Genomic DNA, 20,661 nt, shown 5'->3' on the forward strand with positions numbered 1-20,661 from the left:
TCGAAGACTTCACGACGCCGTCGATCGCTCGTGGCCGGGGGGGCCACCCTGGTGCTCGCCGCCTCGGCGCTGGTCGCCGTCGGGCCGCCGGCCGCCGTCGCCGCACCCGGACCCGTCGTCCAGCCCACCGCCACCGCCGTGACCGCCGACCGGCTGCCGACGGTCCAGATCAACGGTGTGGTGTGGTCGCAGGCCATCGTCGGCAACACCGTGTACGCCGGTGGGAGCTTCGCCAACGCCCGGCCGGCGGGTGCCGCACCGGGGACCAACCTCACGACGCGCAACAACCTCCTCGCCTACGACCTCACGACCGGCAACCTCATCACGTCGTTCGTCCCGAACCTCAACGGCCAGGTCCTCTCGGTCGCGGCGTCGCCCGACGGCTCGCGCATCTACGTCGCCGGCGACTTCACGTCGGCCAACGGGGAGGCCCGCCGCCGCGTCGCCGCCTACAGCACCGCCACCGGCGCCCTCCTCCCGTGGAACCCGAGCGGTCCGAACTCGCAGGCGCGCGCCGTCATCGCGACGAACGACAGCGTCTACGTCGGCGGAGGCTTCGCCGGCCTCGGCAACGGCACGCTGCGCAACAACCTCGTCGCCTACCGCGCCTCCGACGGCGCAGTCCTCCCCTGGAACCCGAGCGCGAACGCCGCGGTGTGGGCGATCGCCGTCTCCGGCGACGGCGCCGCGGTGTTCGCGGGCGGGCAGTTCCAGACCGTCGGGGGCACGTCCGCCTACGGGGTCGCGAAGATCAACGCCACCACGGGCGCGCTGGACACGACCTGGCGCCCGTCGGTGCGCAACGCCGGGCCCGACGCCGGAATCGGCAGCCTCCGGGTCCAGGGCAACTTCGTCTACGGGACGTCGTGGCACTTCGGACCCGGCGGCAACCTCGAGGGCACCTTCAAGTCGCCGGTCGACAGCAACACCGACGCCACCGACGTGGAGTGGGTCACCGACTGCCACGGCGACACGTATTCGAGCTACATGGCCAACGGGGTCGTCTACGTGGCCGGGCACGCCCACTACTGCGGCAACATGGGCGGCGGCTTCCCGCAGTACTCCCAGTGGAAGTTCCAGCACGCCCAGGCGTGGACGGACACCGTGAACCCGGCCGCCAGCGAGATCCTCAACGACGTCCACGGCTACCCGAACTGGCACCTCGGCACCCCGCCGGCAGGCGTCGAGCCCGGGCCCTCGCTGGTCAACTGGCTGCCCGACATGTCGATGGGCAGCTACACCGGTCAGTACCAGGCCGGCTGGAACGTCACCGGCAACAGCAGCTACGTCGTCTTCGGCGGCGAGTTCCCCTCGGTGAACGGCGTGGGCCAGCAGGGCCTCGTCCGGTTCGCCGTCCGGCCGATCGCGCCGGCCAGAGAGGGACCGCGCTTCGTCGGCGGCGCCATCGTGCCGCGGCTCGTGCCGGCGTCTGCCACCGCCGTGCGGGTCAGCTGGCCGGCGGGCTTCGACCGCGACAGCCGGGTGCTCACCTACCGGGTGACGCGCAACGGCAGCACGGTCCACACGACGACGGCGGCCTCGAACTGGTGGACGCTGCCCACGCTGGGCTTCGTCGACTCGGGGCTGCCGAACGGCACCCACAGCTACCAGCTCGTCGTCAGCGACTCCGACGGCAACCAGGTGTTCGGGAACAGCGCCTCGGTCTCGGTCCCCGCGTCCGCGCCGGGCACGAACACCTACGCCACGTCGGTGCGCAACAGCGGCGCCCGCATCTACTGGCCGATGAACGAGTCGTCCGGCACGACGGTCAACGACCGCGCCGCGTCCTCCTCGAGCGGGCCCTTGGTCGGCGTCACCGACGGTCGCGCCGACACCGGCGTCACGTGGGGCCAGTCGGGCGCCATCGTGAACGGCGACAGCGCCGCGGCCCTCACCGACAACGACTGGAGCCGGGTGTTCGCGGGCAACTGCGCCCTGACCGCCGGCTGCCAGTGGGGCACCGAGACCGCTCCCGACACCTTCACGGCGCAGCTGTGGATCCGGACCTCCGGCGGGCTCGCGACGAACAAGCGCGGAGGGCGCCTGCTCGGCTTCGGCGACCTCCAGAACGGCAACTCCGGGCACCGCGACCGCCACATCTACATGGACGGCTCGGGGCGGATCTTCTTCGGGGTGCGCGCGCAGAACAACCAGGTGCGCACCGTCAACAGCGCCGCCGCGTACAACAACAACCAGTGGCACCAGGTGACCGCGACCATGAGCTCGGCGGGGATGCGGCTCTACGTCGACGGCGTGCTCGTCGGCTCGCGGGCCGACACCACCGCGGGCGAGTCCTACCTCGGCTACTGGCGCCTCGGTGGCGACAACCTCGGCGGCTGGCCGTCGACGCCCCCGACGCGCAACTTCATCGGCTCGGTCGACGAGATCGCGATCTACCCGTCCGCGCTGACCGCGGCCCAGATCCAGGCTCAGTACGTGCTCGGGTCCACCGGGGTCGGTGGTGGCGGCAACCAGGCGCCGTCGGCCTCCTTCACGACGTCGACCTCGGGCCTCACGGCGTCGGTGAACGCCTCGGCCTCGAGCGACCCCGACGGGTCGATCACGGGCTACGCGTGGAACTTCGGGGACGGCTCGACGGGGTCGGGCGTGACCGCTTCGCGGACCTACGCGGCGGCCGGCACGTACACGGTGACGCTCACCGTCACCGACAACGATGGCGCGACGGCGACGACGACGCGGTCGGTGACGGTGTCGACACCACCGCCCGCTGGGGTGCTGGCGTCGGACGCGTTCAGCCGGACCGTCGGCGCCGGAGGCTGGGGGTCGGCGGACGTCGGCGGGGCGTGGACGCACACGTCGGCGGGTTCGTTCTCGGTGTCCGGTGGCGTGGGGAACCTGTCGATGGCGGCCGGATCCGGTCCGTCGGCGTACCTCAACGGCGTGTCGGCTCAGGACGTCGACCTGCTCGCGGCGGTGCGCTTCGACAAGCCGGCGACGACGACGATCTACACCTCGATGGTCGCCCGCCGGATCGGGACGTCGGACTACCGGGTGAAGATCCGGCCCGGGGTCTCGTCGACGTCGCTCGACCTCGTGCGGACGATCAGCGGTGCCGAGACGGTGCTGGCCTCGCAGGTGGTGCCCGGGTTCGTCATGACGGCCGCCGACACCATCAACCTGCGGCTTCAGGCCGTGGGCAACGGGACGACGACCGTGCGGGCCAAGATCTGGCTCAACGGTGCGAGCGAGCCGGCCGGGTGGTCGTTGACTGCTGCGGACACCACGGCTGCCCTGCAGGCTCCTGGGGCCGTCGGTTTCTACAGCTACATGGGCGGCGCCGCCACGAACGGCCCCGTCACCCTCCAGGTCCAGAACTTCGCCGCCACCACCCCCTGACCCGCGAGCCGGTCATCGACCCCGTGCTTGCAAAATCCCCGAACGGGTTCCGCGAGAGGGCTATTGAGCACGGGGAGGGGCGTAGTGGGGTACCCGATCACGCCCGTTTCGAACCTCACTGCAGTACTTCTCTGAGGTACGAACCGGAATGCCAAGCGTGACCTCTTGCCCCTACGACGGGGCGGACATGCCCTCAACAACGCAACCTCCCTGGGCGTGGTTCACCACTCCGGGTGCCGGCCACGACCCCACGACCAGGCGCTCCCCAGTTCTCCGAAACCGGTTCCTCGCCGTGCTCTGGAGCGCTGCAGAGCGCGCTCCGCAAGCCGCAGAGTCTGCCGCGACTCGTTGGGGATCGGGCATCCGATATGCGGAGCCAGCTGAGCGGTACGCGGCCGGCTGCTGAAGTTGAGCCTGTGATCGCACGGCGGATCCCGTGCGGCCATGGGCGGCCCAGGCGAGACCGCCGAGGCATCGAAGGTGCGGGGCCTCCGGTTACGGCACGGCTGCTTGTCCTTAGCCAGCGGCCGAGCTCTCATTGAGGGCACGGGCCCTGCCCAGTACGTCATCGACCTCCCCTGGGGGGCCCGACCATCCGAACAGCTCGGCAGCGTGCCTCAACAACTCGAGCATCGCAATAACTGCTGCCGTGGCAACCATGTCGGTGAACGGGCCAGGAGGTTGCGTGAGTTCGAAGGTCACTTCGCCGTCGGAGCTAGCTGTGGAGTGCAGAGTTGCGGACAGGTATAGCCCCGCGCTGCCCTCGGCAGCCAGCCCCATCTCCGCGGTCAAGCTCCTATAGATCGACGTGGACGTGACGTCTTGGAGCAGCGGTGGGACCGTGACTCCTTCTGCGTCGGCGAGCTGCATAATCGCCTCACGCTTGCCGCTTGTTAGGTCGACGTCAGCCCCGAGCGCATCCAGAGACTCAAGCTCTGTGGCTATGGCGACACCGAGACCAGGCCCGGACGGATCTGTCATCTGTTCGAAGCGCCCTGCCATCATGGTGAGCGCTCTGAGCGGGAGCAGAGCCTCGACCGGTTGCCCCGCCGTGATTAGGACCTCGATCGCATGGAAGTATGCCGCCGCCTGACCGCACATTTTGAACGCGACTGCTCCGCTGCGGCCCAGTCGCGTTCCTTGCTCCATGGTTTGGTTCACGAGTGGCATGACAGAGCGCAGCAGTGCTTCAGAAGAAGAGGTGCTCCATGTGTCTACCGATACGTCTTCGTCGCTGAGTTGGACGGTGGTCTCGCCGTTCTCCAATCGCCCCCTGAACTCAATACCGTCCAGCCTGAACCCCACGTCCGGGTGAGTGCGAACCGTCATTCGTTCGATCTCTGACAGCTTAAAGACCCTGTCCGTGCGATCGACCGAGTTGATTGACGAATGCCACTCGACGCGCGGATACAGCTCGCCTTCCATTGCAGGGTCTTGGGCGAAACCAAGAAGAGCCCCACGAATGACCTTTCGCCGGGACTGGACGTCCTTTGGTCCGTGTTTCATCAGCGCATCACGGATATCGTCCGGCAGTTTCAGCAGGTGAATGATTGTCCGTCGAATATATTCGAATGTTTTATCGGCCGATTTGAGGGCTTCCGCCGCGACTCGGTCCAATTCCCAAATACCATGTTCCATGCCATTGCTGGCCCCACTGGCGGCCTTGTATGTCGCGCCATCTCCCGCGAAGATCACGTCTGCGCGGACTCGAGCACCCAACAGGTCCTTCCATCGGGGTCTTGCAGGATCGTCCGTGACAAGGTCGTACTCGTGCGCAAGGTCTTCCTCCGTGACCCCACGCGAACGCGATATGTCCCTCACGACGGCCTTCGTCAAGTTCTCGGCTGCGATCCATAGGTGGGCCAAGGCAAGCCATTCGCCGCCGACATGCCAGTTCCGGAGAGCCAATTCATAGTGACGGAGAGCTCGGCTAACGCGGGGACTGTCATTGTCAAGCGTGACAAGCGCCCGCGTAGCTGCCTCCATGAGCGGTACCTCGATCATTCGGCCCTCCCTGACGAGCCCTCGCTCATCAGGGATGAAGACCTCAAGAAACGCCCGATCCTCGCTGTCTGGCGTCGACTCGTAGGCGAGGTGCACCTCAAGGGGGCCCACTTGGGCGTTCGCTACGAAACCCGCCATGCTTGCAATGGGGTGCGCGATCGTTGAGAAGCGGGCCGTGGCGTCGTCGATTGACTCAGCAACACCTCGAACCTCGACAGTCAGTTCTCGTGGCAGCTGGTTCCCCCTCTCATCAGTGAGCCAGCGCGTAAATGCACGAATACGGACCGGGGCATCGCCAAGATCCGGCACCGTCAAATTGAGTTCATACCCCTCCTCTGGCACGAACCTTGCTGAGGAACTCGCGCGCAACACGACAACGAACTCCCTTTGACTGTGATCGCCCATGCTCACCACCGTAGGCACTGCGCAGGGGTGATGCCGGTCGGACGCTCCGGCAGTCCGCCTGCTCTCGATCACGAAGGGCGATCGAGAGCTGCCAACAGCACTCTCATGGCTATCAGCTTCCGAAGCAGCCGAGCGGTGTCTTTGAACCCTTGGGTCTGACACTGACAACCGGAGTCCAGGGACTCCCGCGGCGAGGGTTCCGAAGCGGCCAGCGTCCTGACCTCAGCCGCATGGAAGGCTGCGTCACTCGGCTTCGACGCAACTGGCCTGTACTGATGAGCGATTGGGTGAAGGGCACAGCTGCGGTGCTGGGACACCCGCGCGCACCCTGACCCCCACGGCTCCGCCGGCAAGGACTTCGACCCGGTTTGGTAAAGCCTCTGTTTCAGCGGATTCCATCCCTGCTTCCTGGCAAGCTGGCTCGGGTGAGCAACGGGGGAGACAGCGTGCTTGAGGGGCTGTACGAGAGCCTTATTACGCGCGCCTTGCAGCAGCGTCTGGCCGGTGTGTCCACCGTGGACGTTCACCAGGGAGCAATCGACGAGGCCGAGCAGCCGGACGTTCTGGCGAGGCACGTCCGCGATGTCACCCTGCGAGCCCTGCGCCAGGAGAAGGACGCGGGGCGTCGGCTGGCCATGGTCAACCGGCTCGTGGGCGAACTTGGGTCCTCTGACGAGTCGCTCTCCACTGCTAGACAGCTTCTCGCGGTTGAGAGGCCGGCCGTACCTGGCACCGTGGCCCACGCGCTCCGTGAGCGCCCGTCTACGCCACTCTCAGATGCCGCGCTCCTCACCAATGCGCCCGGTGAGCCAGGAGTCGGCCACGAGATTCGAGCCGAGCTGTCGAGCGCCGACCGGGTCGACGTCATCATGGCCTTCGTCAAGTGGTACGGCTTACGCCTCTTTGAGGACCGGCTCAAGACAGCGCGCGAGCGTGGCGTCCCCCTCCGCCTGATCACGACGACCTATATGGGAGCTACCGAGCGGCATGCCCTCGATCGGCTCGTGAGGGACTTCGGGGCCGAGGTCAAGGTGCAGTACGACGCGCAACGAACTCGGCTCCACGCCAAGGCATGGCTCTTTCGGCGAAACACCGGTTTCGACACGGCCTACGTGGGCTCCAGCAACCTCTCCCGCGCCGCAATGCTCGATGGCGTCGAGTGGAACGTCCGCCTGTCCTCCGTGTCGACGCCCCCCTTGTTGCAGAAGTTCCTCGCGACCTTCGACAGCTACTGGAACGACCCCACTTTCGAGAGCTACGACCCCGACGCCGACCGCGACAAGCTGGACGACGCCTTGGCGGAAGCAGCCGGCAAGCGCATCAACGAGAGGGTCACCCTGACGCTGTCGGGCCTCGAGGTGCGGCCGTACTCTTACCAACAGGAGATGCTCGACCAACTTGAGGTGGAACGCGTAGTCCACGGCCACCACCGGAACCTGCTGGTCGCGGCCACGGGCACGGGCAAGACGGTGGTCGCCGCTCTCGATTACCGGCGGCTCGCTGCCGACGCCCCGACGCTTCCAGGACTGCTCTTCGTTGCGCACCGGCGCGAGATCCTTCAGCAGTCCTTGCGGACCTATCGGGAGGTTCTTTCCGACGCGAACTTCGGCGAGCTCTACGTCGACGGTCGTCGCCCCGAGCGTTGGGAGCATGTCTTTGCCTCGGTGCAGTCACTCTCGGCGTACGGCATCACGAACATCCCCGCGGGGGCCTACCGAGTCGTCGTCATCGACGAGTTCCATCACGCAGAGGCGAAGACCTACCGACGGATCCTCGATCACCTCAACCCGCGTGAGTTGCTTGGCTTAACGGCAACCCCCGAACGTGGCGACGGCCTGGACGTGCGGTCCTTCTTCGGTGGCCGCACTGCTGCCGAGCTCCGCTTGTGGGATGCCCTCAAGGCGGATTTGCTGACACCGTTCCACTACTTCGCCGTCGCGGACGGTATGGACATGACCCGGGTCGACTGGAAGGCAGGGGCCTACGACACGAGCGAACTGTCCAATCTGTTCACTGGAAACGACGCTCGCGCCCGGATCGTCCTGAAGGCTGTTCGTGACAAGGTCGCCGACCTCACCGCTATGAAGGCGCTGGGCTTCTGTGTATCCCGCGACCACGCGCGCTACATGACCAAGGTCTTCAACGATGCCGGGATCAGAGCGGCGACTGTTCTCGGCGACACTGCGTCCAGCGACCGCGACGCGGCGGTGCAGGACCTGCGAGATGGCGCCGTTCAGGTGGTCTTCACCGTCGACGTGTTCAACGAAGGGGTCGACGTACCGGCCATCAACACCGTGCTCTTCCTCCGTCCCACCGAGAGCTCCACCGTGTTCCTGCAGCAACTCGGACGAGGGCTTCGTCGTGCGAAGGACAAGGCGGTTCTCACCGCACTCGACTTCGTCGGCCACCACCGCAAAGAGTTCCGCTTCGACCAACGGTTCCGTGCGATGACAGGCAGCACCCGCGCCGCGCTCGAGCGCGACATCGAGCAAGGCTTCCCGTTCCTTCCCGCCGGAACGCAGATCGTGCTCGACCGCCAGAGTCAGAGCCTCGTTCTCGACAACGTCAAGGACCAGGTCACCAAGCGCTGGCCCAACATCACGTCGGAGCTGCGAGCCCACCCAACCGACGACCTGGGCAAGTTCCTTGACGACTCCGGTGTGGAGCTGGCCGACGTGATCCGCGGCGATCGCTCGTGGGCTCGCCTTCGCCGCGAGGCCGGGCTCGAGGTGCCTGAAGAGGGACCGAGGGAGGTGGCTCTTCTGAAGCGGGCCCGCGCTCTCTGCCACGTCGACGATCGCGAGCGCGCGGACGCATACCTGACGTGGTTGCGCGATGACGCACCGCACTACGCGAACGCCGACCCGGTGCTGCAGGCCTACGGTCGGATGCTCTTCTTCTCGCTATGGCCGGACGGGGGTGGGTTCGATTCGTACGGTGCCGGGCTCGACGCCCTTCGGCAGGAAGCCGCCGCGAGTGAGGATCTGAGGGCCGTGATCGGACTCGGGCTGCAGGGGGCCGAGCGTGTGGCCACTCGACTGCCGGGTGAGCTGGGCATGCGGCCGCTACAGGTCCACGCGCGGTACACACGGGAGGAGATCGTCTCGGCGCTGGACTACGTGTCGATCGACGGACGAAAGCCCAATAGCTTCCGGGAGGGCGTCCTCTTTTCGCCGCCGGCGAATGCCGACGCCTTCCTCGTGACGCTGCACAAGTCCGAGGCGGACTACTCGCCGACGACGATGTACCAGGACTATGCCATCAGTCCCGACCTGTTTCATTGGGAGTCGCAGTCTGTGACATCGGTTGCCTCCAAGACCGGACAGCGTTACCTCAACCACCGCGCCAACGGCAGCCACGTCCTCCTCTTCACTCGCGCGCAGAAGGTCTCCGCGTTCGGTACGGGCGCGCCGTACCTCTTCCTGGGAGAAGCGAACTACGTCGAGCACCGAGGAGAGCGGCCGATCGCGATCACCTGGCACCTTCGGACGTCGATGCCGGCGGCCGACTTCGCCGCAGCCAGCGTCGTGATCTAATCCAACGCAAGCTGGAGCCGATGATCACCGGCCCAAGCCAGCAGCCGGCCGGCCCTCCGCCGGAGCGAGGAGAGGTCGTAGGTCCTGGTCACGTTGAGCGGCCGAGAGCCTGCTCTCGGGTGCCGCAGGCGCAGCCGTGGAGTGCCCGGCGGCGACAACGAGGGCACCGATGACCTCCGTCATGCGGTCAAGGTACGAGCCGGCCTCCGGGTGGGCGCGCAGCGAGTCAGGCACCGCGGACAGCCACGTGTGGGGCCGATCTCCACCGGTACCGAGCCGCACCTTGGGACGCCTCGAGCCAGAACGGCGGCAGGGTCTTCGGCGGCGTGGGTAACCCCCTGACGCCTAGTAGCCCAGGGGTCGGCCGTCCTGGGACTCGCCCGGACTTCGGTCGGCAGAGGCTCGTGGCGGAAGCCGGATATGCATCCAGATCCTCAGAGGACTGCTGGTCGTCACTACTTCGAGATCTGATTCGCGGGTCTCACTGAGCTGCGCATGGTGCCTGTAACGGCGCCTGGCCTGGAAAAATGTCCCTCAGCGTCGGGCGCCGTTTCAGTTGTTGTGCGTACCCCCTGCACCCCACGCGCGTCTCCCCTTCGGGACGGGGTCGGCGCGTTGGCGCACTCGGTGATGGCCGACAACGGAGGCCAGACCCGAGCCACTTAGACCACGAAGACCCGTGCCGCCTGGTCGAGCAGGTCCTTCTGCCTGTCCGTCACATCTGACTTCGCCCAGCTCGTCTTCTTTGCGAGGTCAGCGGTCATGGCGATCTCGCTCGGCTCGTAATAGAGCTTGCGTTTGGCCGAGAATGGCTTGTTCTCAGCGGCCACGTTGTCCGTGCTGCCGAAGAAGGTCAGGTTGCCGAGCGTGTGCTTGAACGGTTCCAGCGCCGGATCCTTGTCAACGGGCGGTGGGCTTTGCGGGTAGATGTGCTCGAGCGTCGCGTCCTCGATGTCGATGACCTTGGTCATCTTCGGCTTCGGCTTGGCCGCCTTGTCCTTGGCACCAGTCTTGAGCCACCAGGAGCGATGGTCCTCAAGCGTAGTTAGGAACTCGCGGATGTTCGCGCGCTGGCTGGCGTTTGAGTAGCGCAGATTCTCCACAAGCAACTGCTTGAAGATCGAGTCACTCGCGTGCTTCGTGATGAGACCGGCCAGGGCCATGCGGAAGGGCTTCAGCGCATAAGGAGCCTTCTTGGTTGCTTCCCGCATCGCTTTGGCCTGCGCGTAGTACACGTTTGCCGGGCGCGTGGCATGACCGTTGCAGACGTTCTTGTAGCGGAACGCGAAAAGTTCGAGCATGTACACCATGTCCGCGAAGGTCGCTTCGTCGAGGCTGCGCGCCCCCGCCAGCAGGACCGGCAAAGCTAGTTCATGCTTCAGCGTGATCACCAGACGCCGAAGCCGGTCGACTTGCCACGCGCGAACCTTCGTCGGTTTCCCCGCCTTCCGCTCGAAGGGCCACTCGCCGTCGACGAGCTTCAGGAAGACCACAAGCTCGTCACGCAACCACTCGATGGTCTCCACCAGCGCAAGCGCGTCTGTCTGCTTCGACGGTGGCGCCTCCGGAAAGAACCGCTCAGCGGTAGCCTCGAATAGGTCACCTCGTGCCCGTTGGCCTGTCACCGAGGGATAAAGAGCCCGGAAGAAATCCTCGACGTCAGCCGCGGGCGCCGCCAGCATCTCGTCCCAGAGCGTCGCGACTCCCTCATGCTCTGCGGGGTGACCGTCGAGCAGCTCGAGGCTGCGGCTGCGTAGCAGATCGGCGTCGGAAAGCGATTCACCACGGTGGTTGAGCACCGAGAAGAGCCGGTACGCCTGGCGTCGATCCTTCGAGACGATGTGGATCACGTGAGCGTCCTGAACCAGGGCTTGGCGCAGGCGCAGCAGCCGGTCGACCCGGTTGTTCAGAGGACCGGACGTACCGACGTACGTTCGCGTCATCCCGAGCAGCGCTGCCCGTGCTTCGATCAGCAAACGATGGCTCTCGCGTGTCGGCGTAGGAACCTCGGCGGACATCACCAGCGCCTGAAACACGTCATCATCGGCAAGCGACAGCTTCATCCGGGGGCGAATCATCGTCGACCCGGCGGCGACGTCGGATTCCTTCCACGTCACGAAGTTGTCTCGGGTGTCCTCCTCAAGCGTCCGCGCGCGCTTCGCCACTTGCTTGTTCCGAGCATTGCTGCGCTCGGCCAACTCCCCCGCGACCTCCACCACGCAGGAGAGAGCAAGCATGAGAGTGGCGAGCCGTTGCTGGCCATCGACGATTTCGTAGCTCGTGGGCCGATTCCGTTGATTGTCGGTCAGCTGGATGCATACGACGCCACCGAAGAAGTGACTGGTTTCGCCGGCTGGTTGATCCAACAGGGTCTCAATGTCACGAACGAAGTAGTCAACCGCCTGGTCCTCCCAGGCATATGCGCGCTGGTACCGCGGCACAGCAAACGGATAGCGCTCGCCGAGCACGTCGCCCACCTTCATGCTGAAGGCGTCGACGGAAGCCGCCCCGTGAAGCATGGCTACCCTCCTCGTGGTTCGACTCGAACCCTAGCGAGGTGTCTATCCAAACACTGGCGATCGGACCCAAGTCGCCGCGCCTGGTGGCTTCCCCACTGCTCAATGACGACGACGTGGCCGACATCGAGCGCGGCTACGGCATCCGCGAAGCTATGGAGAGGGCGACGATTCGCACTCTCGAGATCGAGGAGCGCGAGACCGTTCTTGACGGCCTCGGCGTGCTCGGTCGCCTCATCGCCGAAGGACGTCTCGACATCAAACTGCCCTTCGCCGTTAAGGAGGGTCACGTCGGCATCTACCACGAGAAGATCGGGATTTTCCGCGACGACTTCGGAGATCTGATTGCGTTCACGGGGAGCAGCAATGGAACCTATGGCGGGCTCCAGGCCAACGTCGAGTCGATCGATGTTACCGCGGTTGGGAAGCTGGTGATGGTGTCCGAGCGCTCTACATAACGACCGACTCCAGAAGCTCTGGGCAGACAAGACAAGCGCAGGTCAGGGCACTAAAAGGCACCCGATCTCGCCCTTGTCGCGCCTCACTGCCGTACTTATCTGGGGTACGAATCTGGGGTACTGCCCAGGTAGGTCAGAGCCGTGGCAGAGCCTAGGCACCTTCCCGCGAGGTCACCGCTCTACGGCCTGCCCTGGGGTGCGTTCCCGCTGCAGAGAGTTCCAGGCGGCTGGCCTCGGGCGGGTGCGTGTAACGAGTACCTCGAGATAGGAGAAAGCGACTGCGGAGCGTCCACAAGCGTCAATCCGGGGGTGTCCCATCCACAGGATTTCGATCCCCATACCACCACCCTCAGTTGGTGGCCCAGCATGGCGATATGTCCAAGAACCAGTCACCAAAACACGCACTCTGGATTTCCGAATCCGGAAGCCCAGGATTCTACATATCCGCTGACGGGCGGTTCACAGCAGAGCTTAGGCCACCGCGGTTCTACCCGGAGTTGGAGTGCAAGCTCCAGCGGCACTATGCCATCCGCCTCCTCGGCAGCGCCCAGATCATCGGAACAGCGACCACACTCGCGGAGGCGGCGAGGCTCTACGGAGTGGTCAGGGCACCGCGATGACGTTTCACCGCCCTGATCTGAGATGCACTGTCTCCGCCGCGGCTACTGGAGGGTAGAGGGCTATCACGGCGAGCGTGTTGCAAGGTCTCGTTGGTAAGTCACCTCTCGGTTCCAGCACGGCGCCCTTGGTCCCAGTTGACATGGGCCATCTACTAGCAGGCGTTGACCCCGTTCAGCTCATCCAAGAGCTTGGCCGTCTTCTTCACCTCGACGGCCGCGCAAGCCACCGCCTTCACCACAAGGGGCTCGGCGCTGTCCAGGCTTATGTAGCAGGCCGCCGTACCGCTGCGGTAGCAGTAGTCGGCGTCGGCATCGGGCTGCACCCGCTCGGCGCTCCACAAGTCCTGCAGGCACCGCTCGACATGCGAGCGCGCCAGATAGCTGGCAGCCAGGGGCTGCACCTCCATCTCTAGGTGCGGCCCCGTTCAGTGGGTCGCGTCTGATGACGGGGCGGGTTGCCCCGCTGCGGGGAAAGGGAGTGGCGCAGCCCGACCCGGTGCACCACCCCGGTCATGCGGTGCTGCTGCAAGCAGTTGGCCCCTCACACCCCCTTCATTCCTACCGGTGGGCTGTAGGTGCCGGGAACCCGACACCAACCATCAGCAAATAGACCAAGATGGATCTGTCGGTGCCGAACGGTAGGAAGAGCCGCCGATCCTGAAGGGGGATGACCACCGCATGACTGAGGACTTCTCGTTCGACTTCGACGATGTGCGACCGCGCACCTGGCTCGACGCGTTTCCGTGGCTCAAGGGCACCCTGGAGTGGCGTGGGGAAGGCCGACCGTGGTGGCAGGAGCCCATCGACGATGCCGACACTGTCAGGCGGCGGCTGATCATTGCCCAGATCTCCGAGCTGGCCATGGAGCGGTTAACGCAGTGGACCGTCGGCCAGATCTTTCCCGGGATCTCCCCCGACCTGGATCTGCGGTTGCTCCAGCTGCCCGGCCGGGCAGCGAACGCCCTGAATCGCCAGGAATTCACCCAGGCCGGCGCGCTCGCGGGAACGACTGTGGACGACATGATGAGCTGGCGCCAGGTCGGCGTGGGCACCATCGACGCCATCCTGCAAGCGCTCGCCGACGCCAGCACGTCCGCGCCGACCCCGACGGTGACCTCATTCTCCGATGCCTTTGAAACCATGGCGCCGCGGTCGTTCGACGAACTCCGAATGCCGGGCTGGCTGCTCGCCCTGAACGACGACCTGTCGACGGTCGCCACCTGGTTCGCCACCGTCGGCTTCCCCGGCCACGCGCTGCTCGGCGCTCCGCTGCCCCCCGGCACCCCCGACGAGATTGTCAAGGCTCGCCAGCGCATCGAGTCGCTCACGGTCGACCAGATTTTGAGCGAGGACGAGCTGGAACTCGATATCGCCGGTCGCTTCGACGACGCCCTCCACATGCTCGACCCGCGGGCGGCGCAGATCCTCGGAGCCCGCCTGTTCGCCGACACCCCGATGACCCTCGACCAGTTGGGCCAGAAGAACGACGTGACCCGCGAACGCATTCGCCAGATCGAGGGCAAGACGACCGGCACGATGCTCGGCTTCATCTCGGAAGGCGGTGCCTTGGCCGAGGTCGCCGAGGCAGCCCGCTCGCTCATCGGCACCATCCGGCCGCTCGACGAGCTGCTCGAGCTCATCCCGGCCCTCGGCCGCAACGTCGAGATGGTCGGTCAGCCAGCCTGGCGCGTACTCGATCGCCTCGACGACGCGTACGAGATCGAGGATGGATGGTGTGTCGTCCCCACGATGACCGCTGCAGCGACGGTGACGCAGACGCTGCTGCAGGAGCGCGCTGACAAGTACGGGGTCGTGCGGATCGACGAGTTCGACCTGATCGAGAGCAGCCACCCCGACAAGCAGACCGAGCTCACCGCCGCCTGGATCACCCACTGCGGGTACATCGTCGATGGCAACTTCGTGCTGACCCGGACCTCCTCGGTGAACGACTACGCTGCCGCGGTCCTGTCGATTGACGGTTCGCCGCTCAGCACGCAGGAAATCGTCGACCGCTTCGTCTTCGACCGCAGTCCGCGTTCGCTGAGCAACGCGCTGAACGGAGATGACCGCTTCGAGCGTGTCGACCGCGATCGATGGGCCCTCAAGGAGTGGGGTCTCGACGCCTACGCCGGGATCCGGTCGGTCATCCGCGAGCAGGTCGCCCGTGGCGGTGGTCGAGTCAAGCTGACCGATCTGGTCGAATTCATCACCAGTCGCTACAGCGTCAGCGGCAGCAGCGTGGTGGCCTATGCCGGCGCGGCTCCGTTCGCGACGAAGGACGGGATCGTCCAGCTGGCTACCCAGGATCAGGGCGCACGTAAGGCCCCTGAGCGCACCCGCCGACTGTTCCGGCGACCCGGCGCGTGGGCCTACCGGGTACGAATCAGCGCGGATCATCTGCGTGGCAGTGGCTCAGTCGCTCCCCATGCCATCGCGACGGTCCTGGACCTGCATTCCGGCGAGACGCGGCAGCTCGACAACCCGCTCGGACCGCAGTCCGTTGCCTGGACGGGACTGCAGCCCTCGTTCGGCACCATTCGCCGCTTCCTCATGGCCGAGGACGTCGCTGCCGGGGCTGAGGCGTTCCTCGTGGTGCACGACGACGCGACTTTTTCCTTCGAACTCGCTCGTGAACTGATCGACAACCCGCTCGCGGACGCCTTGTCTCTCGCTGGAGCACCGGCCGTCATCGACCGGGAGGACGCCCGCCTGGCCCTTGCCCGAGCGCTCCGGCTGCCCGACGACTCCCCCGTAACCAGCATCATCGGGGGGTACCGCGAGCGCGGCGACGACGACATCGCGGAGCTGCTCACATCGGTGCGCGAGTACCTGGAGATCGGTCACGTGCCGACCAACGTGCAGCACCGGGCCGACGTCGACGAGATCTTGGATCTCCTGTGACCGATGAAGCGCCTCGGGGCCTTCGGTCGCTTCCCCTTAGCGACCGATACCGCAGTGACCAGGAAGACGTCGTCAAGGCCTTCTTCGTGCCCGCCTTCACTGTCGCCGCCAGTTACAGCCGCGCCGTCGGCTATTTCACATCCACCAGCCTTGCTCTCTACGCCCGCGGGATCGAGATCTTCGCGGCTCGGGGAGGATCGATGCGGCTCATTGCCTCGCCTCACCTCAACGAGGACGATGTCGTCGACATCGAGCGCGGGTACGACGTTCGGGCAGTGTTGGAACGCGCCACGATGCGCGAGCTGGAGCAGGACCAGCCTGAGACGGTGCTCGACGGGCTCGGACTGCTGGGTCGCCTGATCGCCGAGGGACGGCTCGACATCAAGCTGGCCTTTGTCCAGCAGGAAGGGCGGGTCGGGATCTACCACGAGAAGATCGGCATCTTCCGCGACGACCTTGGCGACTTGGTCGGCTTCACCGGCAGCAGTAACGAAACCTTCGGCGGCCTTATGGCCAACTTCGAGTCGGTCGAGGTGTATCGGGGCTGGGTTGCCGGAGACGGCACGCGGGCGCTGCGACTCGAGGCCGACTTCCAGGCGCTGTGGTCCAACCAGACCCCCCACCTCTCAGTCGAGCGGTTCCCGGACGTGGCCCGCGAGCGGCTGGTCAAGCTCGGCAGTGACCGACCACCCAGGGACCTTCCCGGAACGGACAACGCGCTGACGCCCACACCGGCCGAGGTCTACGAGCCGACCCGACTGACCTTGCCCGCCTGGCTCACCGTGCGCGACTACCAGCGCGAAGCAGTCACTTCCTGGCTCGGCCACCAGGGTCGCGGCATCCTCAAGATGGCCACCGGCACCGGCAAGACCAAGACCGCCATGATCGCCGCCACCCAGCTCGGCAACGTGCTGCGCCAGCGTGAGCAGCCCCTCGTCGTGCTGATCGTCGCGCCGCTGACTCACCTGGTCGACCAGTGGATCACCGAGGTCGAAGGGTTCGGCGTTCGGCCGATCGCGGTTTACGAGAGCAGCCAAAGGTGGTTGCCCCTCGTCGAGGAGCAGTTGGCGGCGGCCCGCATGGGTCAGCGTCCTATCGTGGCTTTGGTGGCGACCAACGCCTCCTTCTCGGGCGAGAAGTTCCAGTCGGTGCTGGCCCGAATCACTCTGCCGCTCATGATCATCGGGGACGAAGCGCACAACCTCGGGTCGGCGGCCTACCAGTCGTCGCTCCCCGAGAACGCCACCTATCGGCTGGCACTCTCGGCAACGCCGGAGCGCTGGTTCGATGACGACGGCACCGACGCCCTCATCGACTACTTCGGACCGATCATCTTCGAGCTGGGTCTCGGCAAGGCCATCGAGATGGGCGCCCTCACCCGCTACGAGTACCTGCCTCGCCTCGTCGAACTCAATGACGCCGAAACAGCCTTGTACGTCGGCCTATCGGCCCAGATCGCGACCCGCATTGCGTCGGGCGACAACCTCAAAGACGCTGACCCGAACTCGCCACTCGGCTTCTTGCTGCGCCAGCGAGCTGGCGTGCTGGGACACGCCGAGGGAAAGTTGGCGGCGCTTCGTGCGGACCTGGACGCCCGTCGTGATGACTGGTTCCAGCTCATCTACTGCGCCGAGGGTCGGCGACCCGCCGAGCCCGGTGAGGAACCAGGGCCGAAGCAGGTCGAGGAGGTCATGAACCTCGTCGGGAATCAGTTGCACCTCTCCGCCCACCCCTACGTCTCGGAAACGCCACGCCCAGAGCGCAAGGTCCTGCTTCGCCGGTTTGGGGCTGGCGACGACCTTCGGGCTTTGGTTGCGATGCGCTGCCTGGACGAGGGTGTGGACATTCCGGATGCCCGCACGGGATATCTGCTGGCGAGCAGCAGCAACCCCCGGCAGTTCATCCAGCGCCGGGGTCGGCTCCTGCGGCTCGCCCCTGGCAAGGATCGCGCCGTGATCCTGGACTACCTCGCCGTCCCTCCAGCGGGGACGAGCATCAACTTCAACGTCGAACGGGCACTGCTCGTTCGTGAACTCGAACGAGCGAACGAGTTCGGCAAGCTGTCCGAGAATTACGAGACAACACTTCAGGTGCTGCGACCGCTCAAGGAGCGCTACCAGCTCATGGACATGTAAGGGGCGAAATGATGAAGAGCTATGACAAGGAGGGCGCAGCGTGAGCCGCACCGAGAAGCAGGTCCTCGAGGAGCTGAGCGACGAGCAGCGGGCGCTGCTCAAGCGCGTCCTTGAGATCGAGCGCGCCAAGCTGCACATTACGGCGTACGACGCGACCGACGATCTGATCGCTGCGGTCAAGGAGATCCTCCCGTGAAGCTCCAGTCGATTACGCTGACCAACTTCCGCCAGTTCAAGGGCGTCCAGGCGTTTGACCTGACCTCGGACAAGATCAAGCCGGTCACGCTGCTGTTCGGCGCCAACGGCGCGGGCAAGACAACCCTCCTCAACGCCTTCACCTGGGGCCTCTACGGCAACATGTCCGAGGACGTCGAGCAGCAAGACCGCATGGTCACCGACAGCGTGTGGCGAGCCCTGCCGCTCGGCGACTCGATCGAGGTCGCCGTCGAGGTCCGGTTTGACCACGAGGGGCAGGACTACCGACTTCTGCGCAGCGCCACGTTGCGCAAGGAGTCCGACGATCAGAGGCCACTCTCGGCCCAGCTTCAGCTCTGGACGACCAAAGCCGACGGCTCTTCCGAGGTCAGCCACGCACCTCAGGAGACCATCCTGAGCATCCTGCCGGTCGGGGTCAGCCGCTTCTTCTTCTTCAACGGTGAGCGCATCGAGAACTTGGTGAAGAAGGGCGCGTACGCCGAGGTCCAGAAGGACATCAAGGTGCTGCTTGACCTCGAACAAGTGGAGCGGGCGATCGCTCACCTGCCGCGGGTCAACCGTCGGTTGACCGACGACCTCAAGAAGCATGGCGGCGCGACGGCCAGCGCCATCCAGGACGCGATCGACACTCTCACTGACCAGCAGGCCAAGGCCAAGGACGACTTGAAGGTCGTCGAGGCCAACCTGGCCGAGCTCGATGAAGAGCGGAGCCGCACCGAGGACCTTCTCCGGCAGCACGCCGAGGCCGCCCCTATTCAGGCCGAGCGCGACGCCGTCTCCAAGGAGCTGGAGGAGGCCCGAGCTGCGCGTGACGCTGCGCTGAACGAGCGCCATGTGCTGGTAGCGACCCGTGGCTTCCAGGCGTTCACGGACACCCTCGGCGAGGCCACCAAGACCATGGCCGAGGCCCTGTACCAGAAGGGTGCGCTGCCGGCGCCGTTGAAGCGCGAGTTCGTCGACAAGCTGCTGGACGAAGGGGCCTGCATCTGTGGGACCCCGCTGGCCGAGCACACCGAGTCGTGGGAGCACGTCAAGCAATGGCGTCAGAGGGCAGGCCTGCAAGCCGTCGAAACGGCTTGGCAGCGAGTCAGCGGACAGATCGCCCCCCTGGCGGACGCCCGTGAAGGACTCCGTGAGGCACTGGCCACCCTCATGAACCGCATCGGTATCGAGCGAGAGCGCGTGGCACGTCTTGAGGCCCGGAAGTCGGAGCTCGACGGCAAGCTCAAGGACAACCGCATGGAGGGTGTGCAGAACCTCGAAACTAAGCGGCTCGACTTGGAGGGCCGGATGGCGGTCAAGAACCAGCGCAAGGGCTCCATCGAGACCGAACTGCTGAACGTCGCCAAGGAGATCGAGCAGAAGACCAAGGAGCGCTCGCGGGCGCAGGTCACGGATGAACTCGCCAACAAGGCCCGGTCAAGGTCTGACCTGGTGACTTCGGTAAGACGTGCGCTGGAAGAGATCCTCGCCATCCGCGAAGAGGACATGCGCCTCCGCCTCGACGCCGAACTCAAGGCCGTCTTCAAGAGCATCACCCATCAGGCGCACGTCCCGACACTCAGCGAGGGCTTCGAGCTGACGCTCCACAAGGATGTCAACGGGGTCGAGCTACCGGTCCCAAAGTCCACCGGCGAGAATCAAATCCTGAGCTTGAGCTTCGTCGCCGCGGTGTCGAAGTTGGCCCGGGAGATCCGGCAGGAGCGGCGGGCGGAAGGTGCCGGCGCGGAGGACGCCGGAACCTTCCCGATCGTCATGGACGCAGCGTTCGGCTCACTCGATGAGGACTACCAGGAGGCCGTCTCCCGTGCGCTCGCCAAAATGGCGCCGCAGCTCGTGGTGCTGGTCAGCAAGAGCCAGGGTCTCGGCCGCGTCGTGACCGAACTGCTCCCCTACGTCAGTCACCTCGGGGTCATCGAGACCCACACGACCGCCGCCGGCCAGGTGGCCGACGACATCGAACTCGAGGGCATCTCCTACCCGTACATCCGGTCGGCCGAGACTGACCACTCCGAGCTGAAGGTGATCAAGTGAATACGACTGCACCGGGCGAGGTCCGGGCTCGCCGACCCCAGCAGCACGAGGCCCTGATGCTGGAGCTCCAGACCGAGGGGAAGTTCCCGACCTACCGCGACATCTTGCTGTTCGCCGCAGCGGTTGGCTTTCGCCAGGACCGGCGCGTGCCGTTCACTGCCTCTTCGGGCGACCCGATCCGTAGCGACGTCCTCATGGCACCTGGCTTCAGCGACACCCTTATCAACATGATTGCCGCCAACGTCGTGGACGACCCGGAGATCATGGATGACACCCGCATGGACGAGCGGTTCAAGATCTTCGAGGAGTACGCCAACGGCGGACTGGAGTACATCCAGGAGCAGGTCAACGTGCGCCACCGGCCGGCCGCGCTGGTAGTCATCGATCTGGTGACGGAGACCTTCGCCGACGACAGCGGCGCCAAGCCGGTATCGGTGGACGAATTGCTAGGCGGCGTCACGTGGGGGTGACCGCTGCCC

12 protein-coding genes are annotated in these 20,661 nt (G+C 65.7%); 9 read left to right on the forward strand and 3 right to left on the reverse strand.

What is annotated here, in order from left to right:
- The first annotated feature begins 30 nt into the window (after window positions 1-30).
- Window positions 31-3,357, forward strand: coding sequence for a LamG-like jellyroll fold domain-containing protein (locus tag ACFWN3_RS10315; protein WP_377639250.1), 3,327 nt, complete (start codon window positions 31-33; stop codon window positions 3,355-3,357).
- A gap of 516 nt (window positions 3,358-3,873) precedes the next feature.
- Here the strand turns inward: ACFWN3_RS10315 and ACFWN3_RS10320 are convergent.
- A complete protein-coding gene (locus ACFWN3_RS10320; protein ID WP_377639252.1) occupies window positions 3,874-5,766 on the reverse strand; it encodes a hypothetical protein in 1,893 nt (630 codons plus the stop codon).
- A gap of 446 nt (window positions 5,767-6,212) precedes the next feature.
- Between ACFWN3_RS10320 and ACFWN3_RS10325 the strand changes: the two genes are divergently transcribed.
- Complete coding sequence (locus ACFWN3_RS10325; protein ID WP_377645577.1) at window positions 6,213-9,302, forward strand: DUF3427 domain-containing protein; 3,090 nt, start codon at window positions 6,213-6,215, stop codon at window positions 9,300-9,302.
- Window positions 9,303-9,964: 662 nt separating this feature from the next.
- On the opposite strand, the gene ACFWN3_RS10330 is transcribed toward ACFWN3_RS10325, so the two are convergent.
- Window positions 9,965-11,821, reverse strand: a complete 1,857-nt coding sequence (locus ACFWN3_RS10330) for a DUF262 domain-containing protein (protein ID WP_377639254.1) — start codon at window positions 11,819-11,821, stop codon at window positions 9,965-9,967.
- Between the two features lie 113 nt (window positions 11,822-11,934).
- Between ACFWN3_RS10330 and ACFWN3_RS10335 the strand changes: the two genes are divergently transcribed.
- Window positions 11,935-12,276 (forward strand): hypothetical protein, encoded by a 342-nt coding sequence (locus ACFWN3_RS10335; protein ID WP_377639256.1) that lies wholly within the window; start codon window positions 11,935-11,937, stop codon window positions 12,274-12,276.
- A gap of 374 nt (window positions 12,277-12,650) precedes the next feature.
- A complete protein-coding gene (locus ACFWN3_RS10340) occupies window positions 12,651-12,896 on the forward strand; it encodes a hypothetical protein (RefSeq protein WP_377639258.1) in 246 nt (81 codons plus the stop codon).
- Between the two features lie 152 nt (window positions 12,897-13,048).
- Here ACFWN3_RS10340 and ACFWN3_RS10345 read toward each other — a convergent pair whose 3' ends face one another.
- Entirely contained in the window at window positions 13,049-13,303 is a 255-nt protein-coding gene (locus ACFWN3_RS10345; RefSeq protein WP_377639260.1) for a hypothetical protein, read from the reverse strand.
- A gap of 271 nt (window positions 13,304-13,574) precedes the next feature.
- Between ACFWN3_RS10345 and ACFWN3_RS10350 the strand changes: the two genes are divergently transcribed.
- From ACFWN3_RS10350 to ACFWN3_RS10370, 5 genes are read left to right on the forward strand one after another with little or no spacing between them, the layout of a single operon-like run.
- Window positions 13,575-15,797, forward strand: coding sequence for a sigma factor-like helix-turn-helix DNA-binding protein (locus ACFWN3_RS10350; protein WP_377639262.1), 2,223 nt, complete (start codon window positions 13,575-13,577; stop codon window positions 15,795-15,797).
- Window positions 15,794-17,932, forward strand: coding sequence for a DEAD/DEAH box helicase family protein (locus tag ACFWN3_RS10355; RefSeq protein WP_377639264.1), 2,139 nt, complete (start codon window positions 15,794-15,796; stop codon window positions 17,930-17,932). The genes ACFWN3_RS10350 and ACFWN3_RS10355 overlap by 4 nt, the downstream gene beginning before the upstream one ends.
- A 40-nt stretch (window positions 17,933-17,972) precedes the next feature.
- The gene (locus ACFWN3_RS10360) at window positions 17,973-18,128 is read left to right on the forward strand and encodes a hypothetical protein (RefSeq protein WP_377639266.1); all 156 of its coding nucleotides are present in this window, start codon (window positions 17,973-17,975) and stop codon (window positions 18,126-18,128) included.
- Window positions 18,125-20,182 carry an AAA family ATPase gene (locus tag ACFWN3_RS10365; RefSeq protein WP_377639268.1) on the forward strand — a complete coding sequence of 686 codons (2,058 nt, stop codon included), beginning with the start codon at window positions 18,125-18,127 and terminating at the stop codon, window positions 20,180-20,182. The genes ACFWN3_RS10360 and ACFWN3_RS10365 overlap by 4 nt, the downstream gene beginning before the upstream one ends.
- Window positions 20,179-20,652, forward strand: a complete 474-nt coding sequence (locus ACFWN3_RS10370) for a DNA phosphorothioation-associated protein 4 (protein WP_377639270.1) — start codon at window positions 20,179-20,181, stop codon at window positions 20,650-20,652. The genes ACFWN3_RS10365 and ACFWN3_RS10370 overlap by 4 nt, the downstream gene beginning before the upstream one ends.
- The last annotated feature ends 9 nt before the right edge of the window (window positions 20,653-20,661 follow it).

The organism is Oryzobacter terrae (assembly GCF_042756445.1).
In the GTDB taxonomy this organism is placed as follows: Bacteria; Actinomycetota; Actinomycetes; order Actinomycetales; family Dermatophilaceae; genus Oryzobacter; species Oryzobacter terrae.

What these genes read in the sequence shown, in the direction of transcription:
- ACFWN3_RS10320 (WP_377639252.1), bottom strand. Translation starts at nt 5,766, where the DNA reads ATGGGCGATCACAGTCAAAGGGAGTTCGTTGTCGTGTTGCGCGCGAGT.
- ACFWN3_RS10330 (WP_377639254.1), bottom strand. Translation starts at nt 11,821, where the DNA reads ATGCTTCACGGGGCGGCTTCCGTCGACGCCTTCAGCATGAAGGTGGGC.
- ACFWN3_RS10340 (WP_377639258.1), top strand. Translation starts at nt 12,651, where the DNA reads ATGTCCAAGAACCAGTCACCAAAACACGCACTCTGGATTTCCGAATCC.
- ACFWN3_RS10345 (WP_377639260.1), bottom strand. Translation starts at nt 13,303, where the DNA reads ATGGAGGTGCAGCCCCTGGCTGCCAGCTATCTGGCGCGCTCGCATGTC.
- ACFWN3_RS10350 (WP_377639262.1), top strand. Translation starts at nt 13,575, where the DNA reads ATGACTGAGGACTTCTCGTTCGACTTCGACGATGTGCGACCGCGCACC.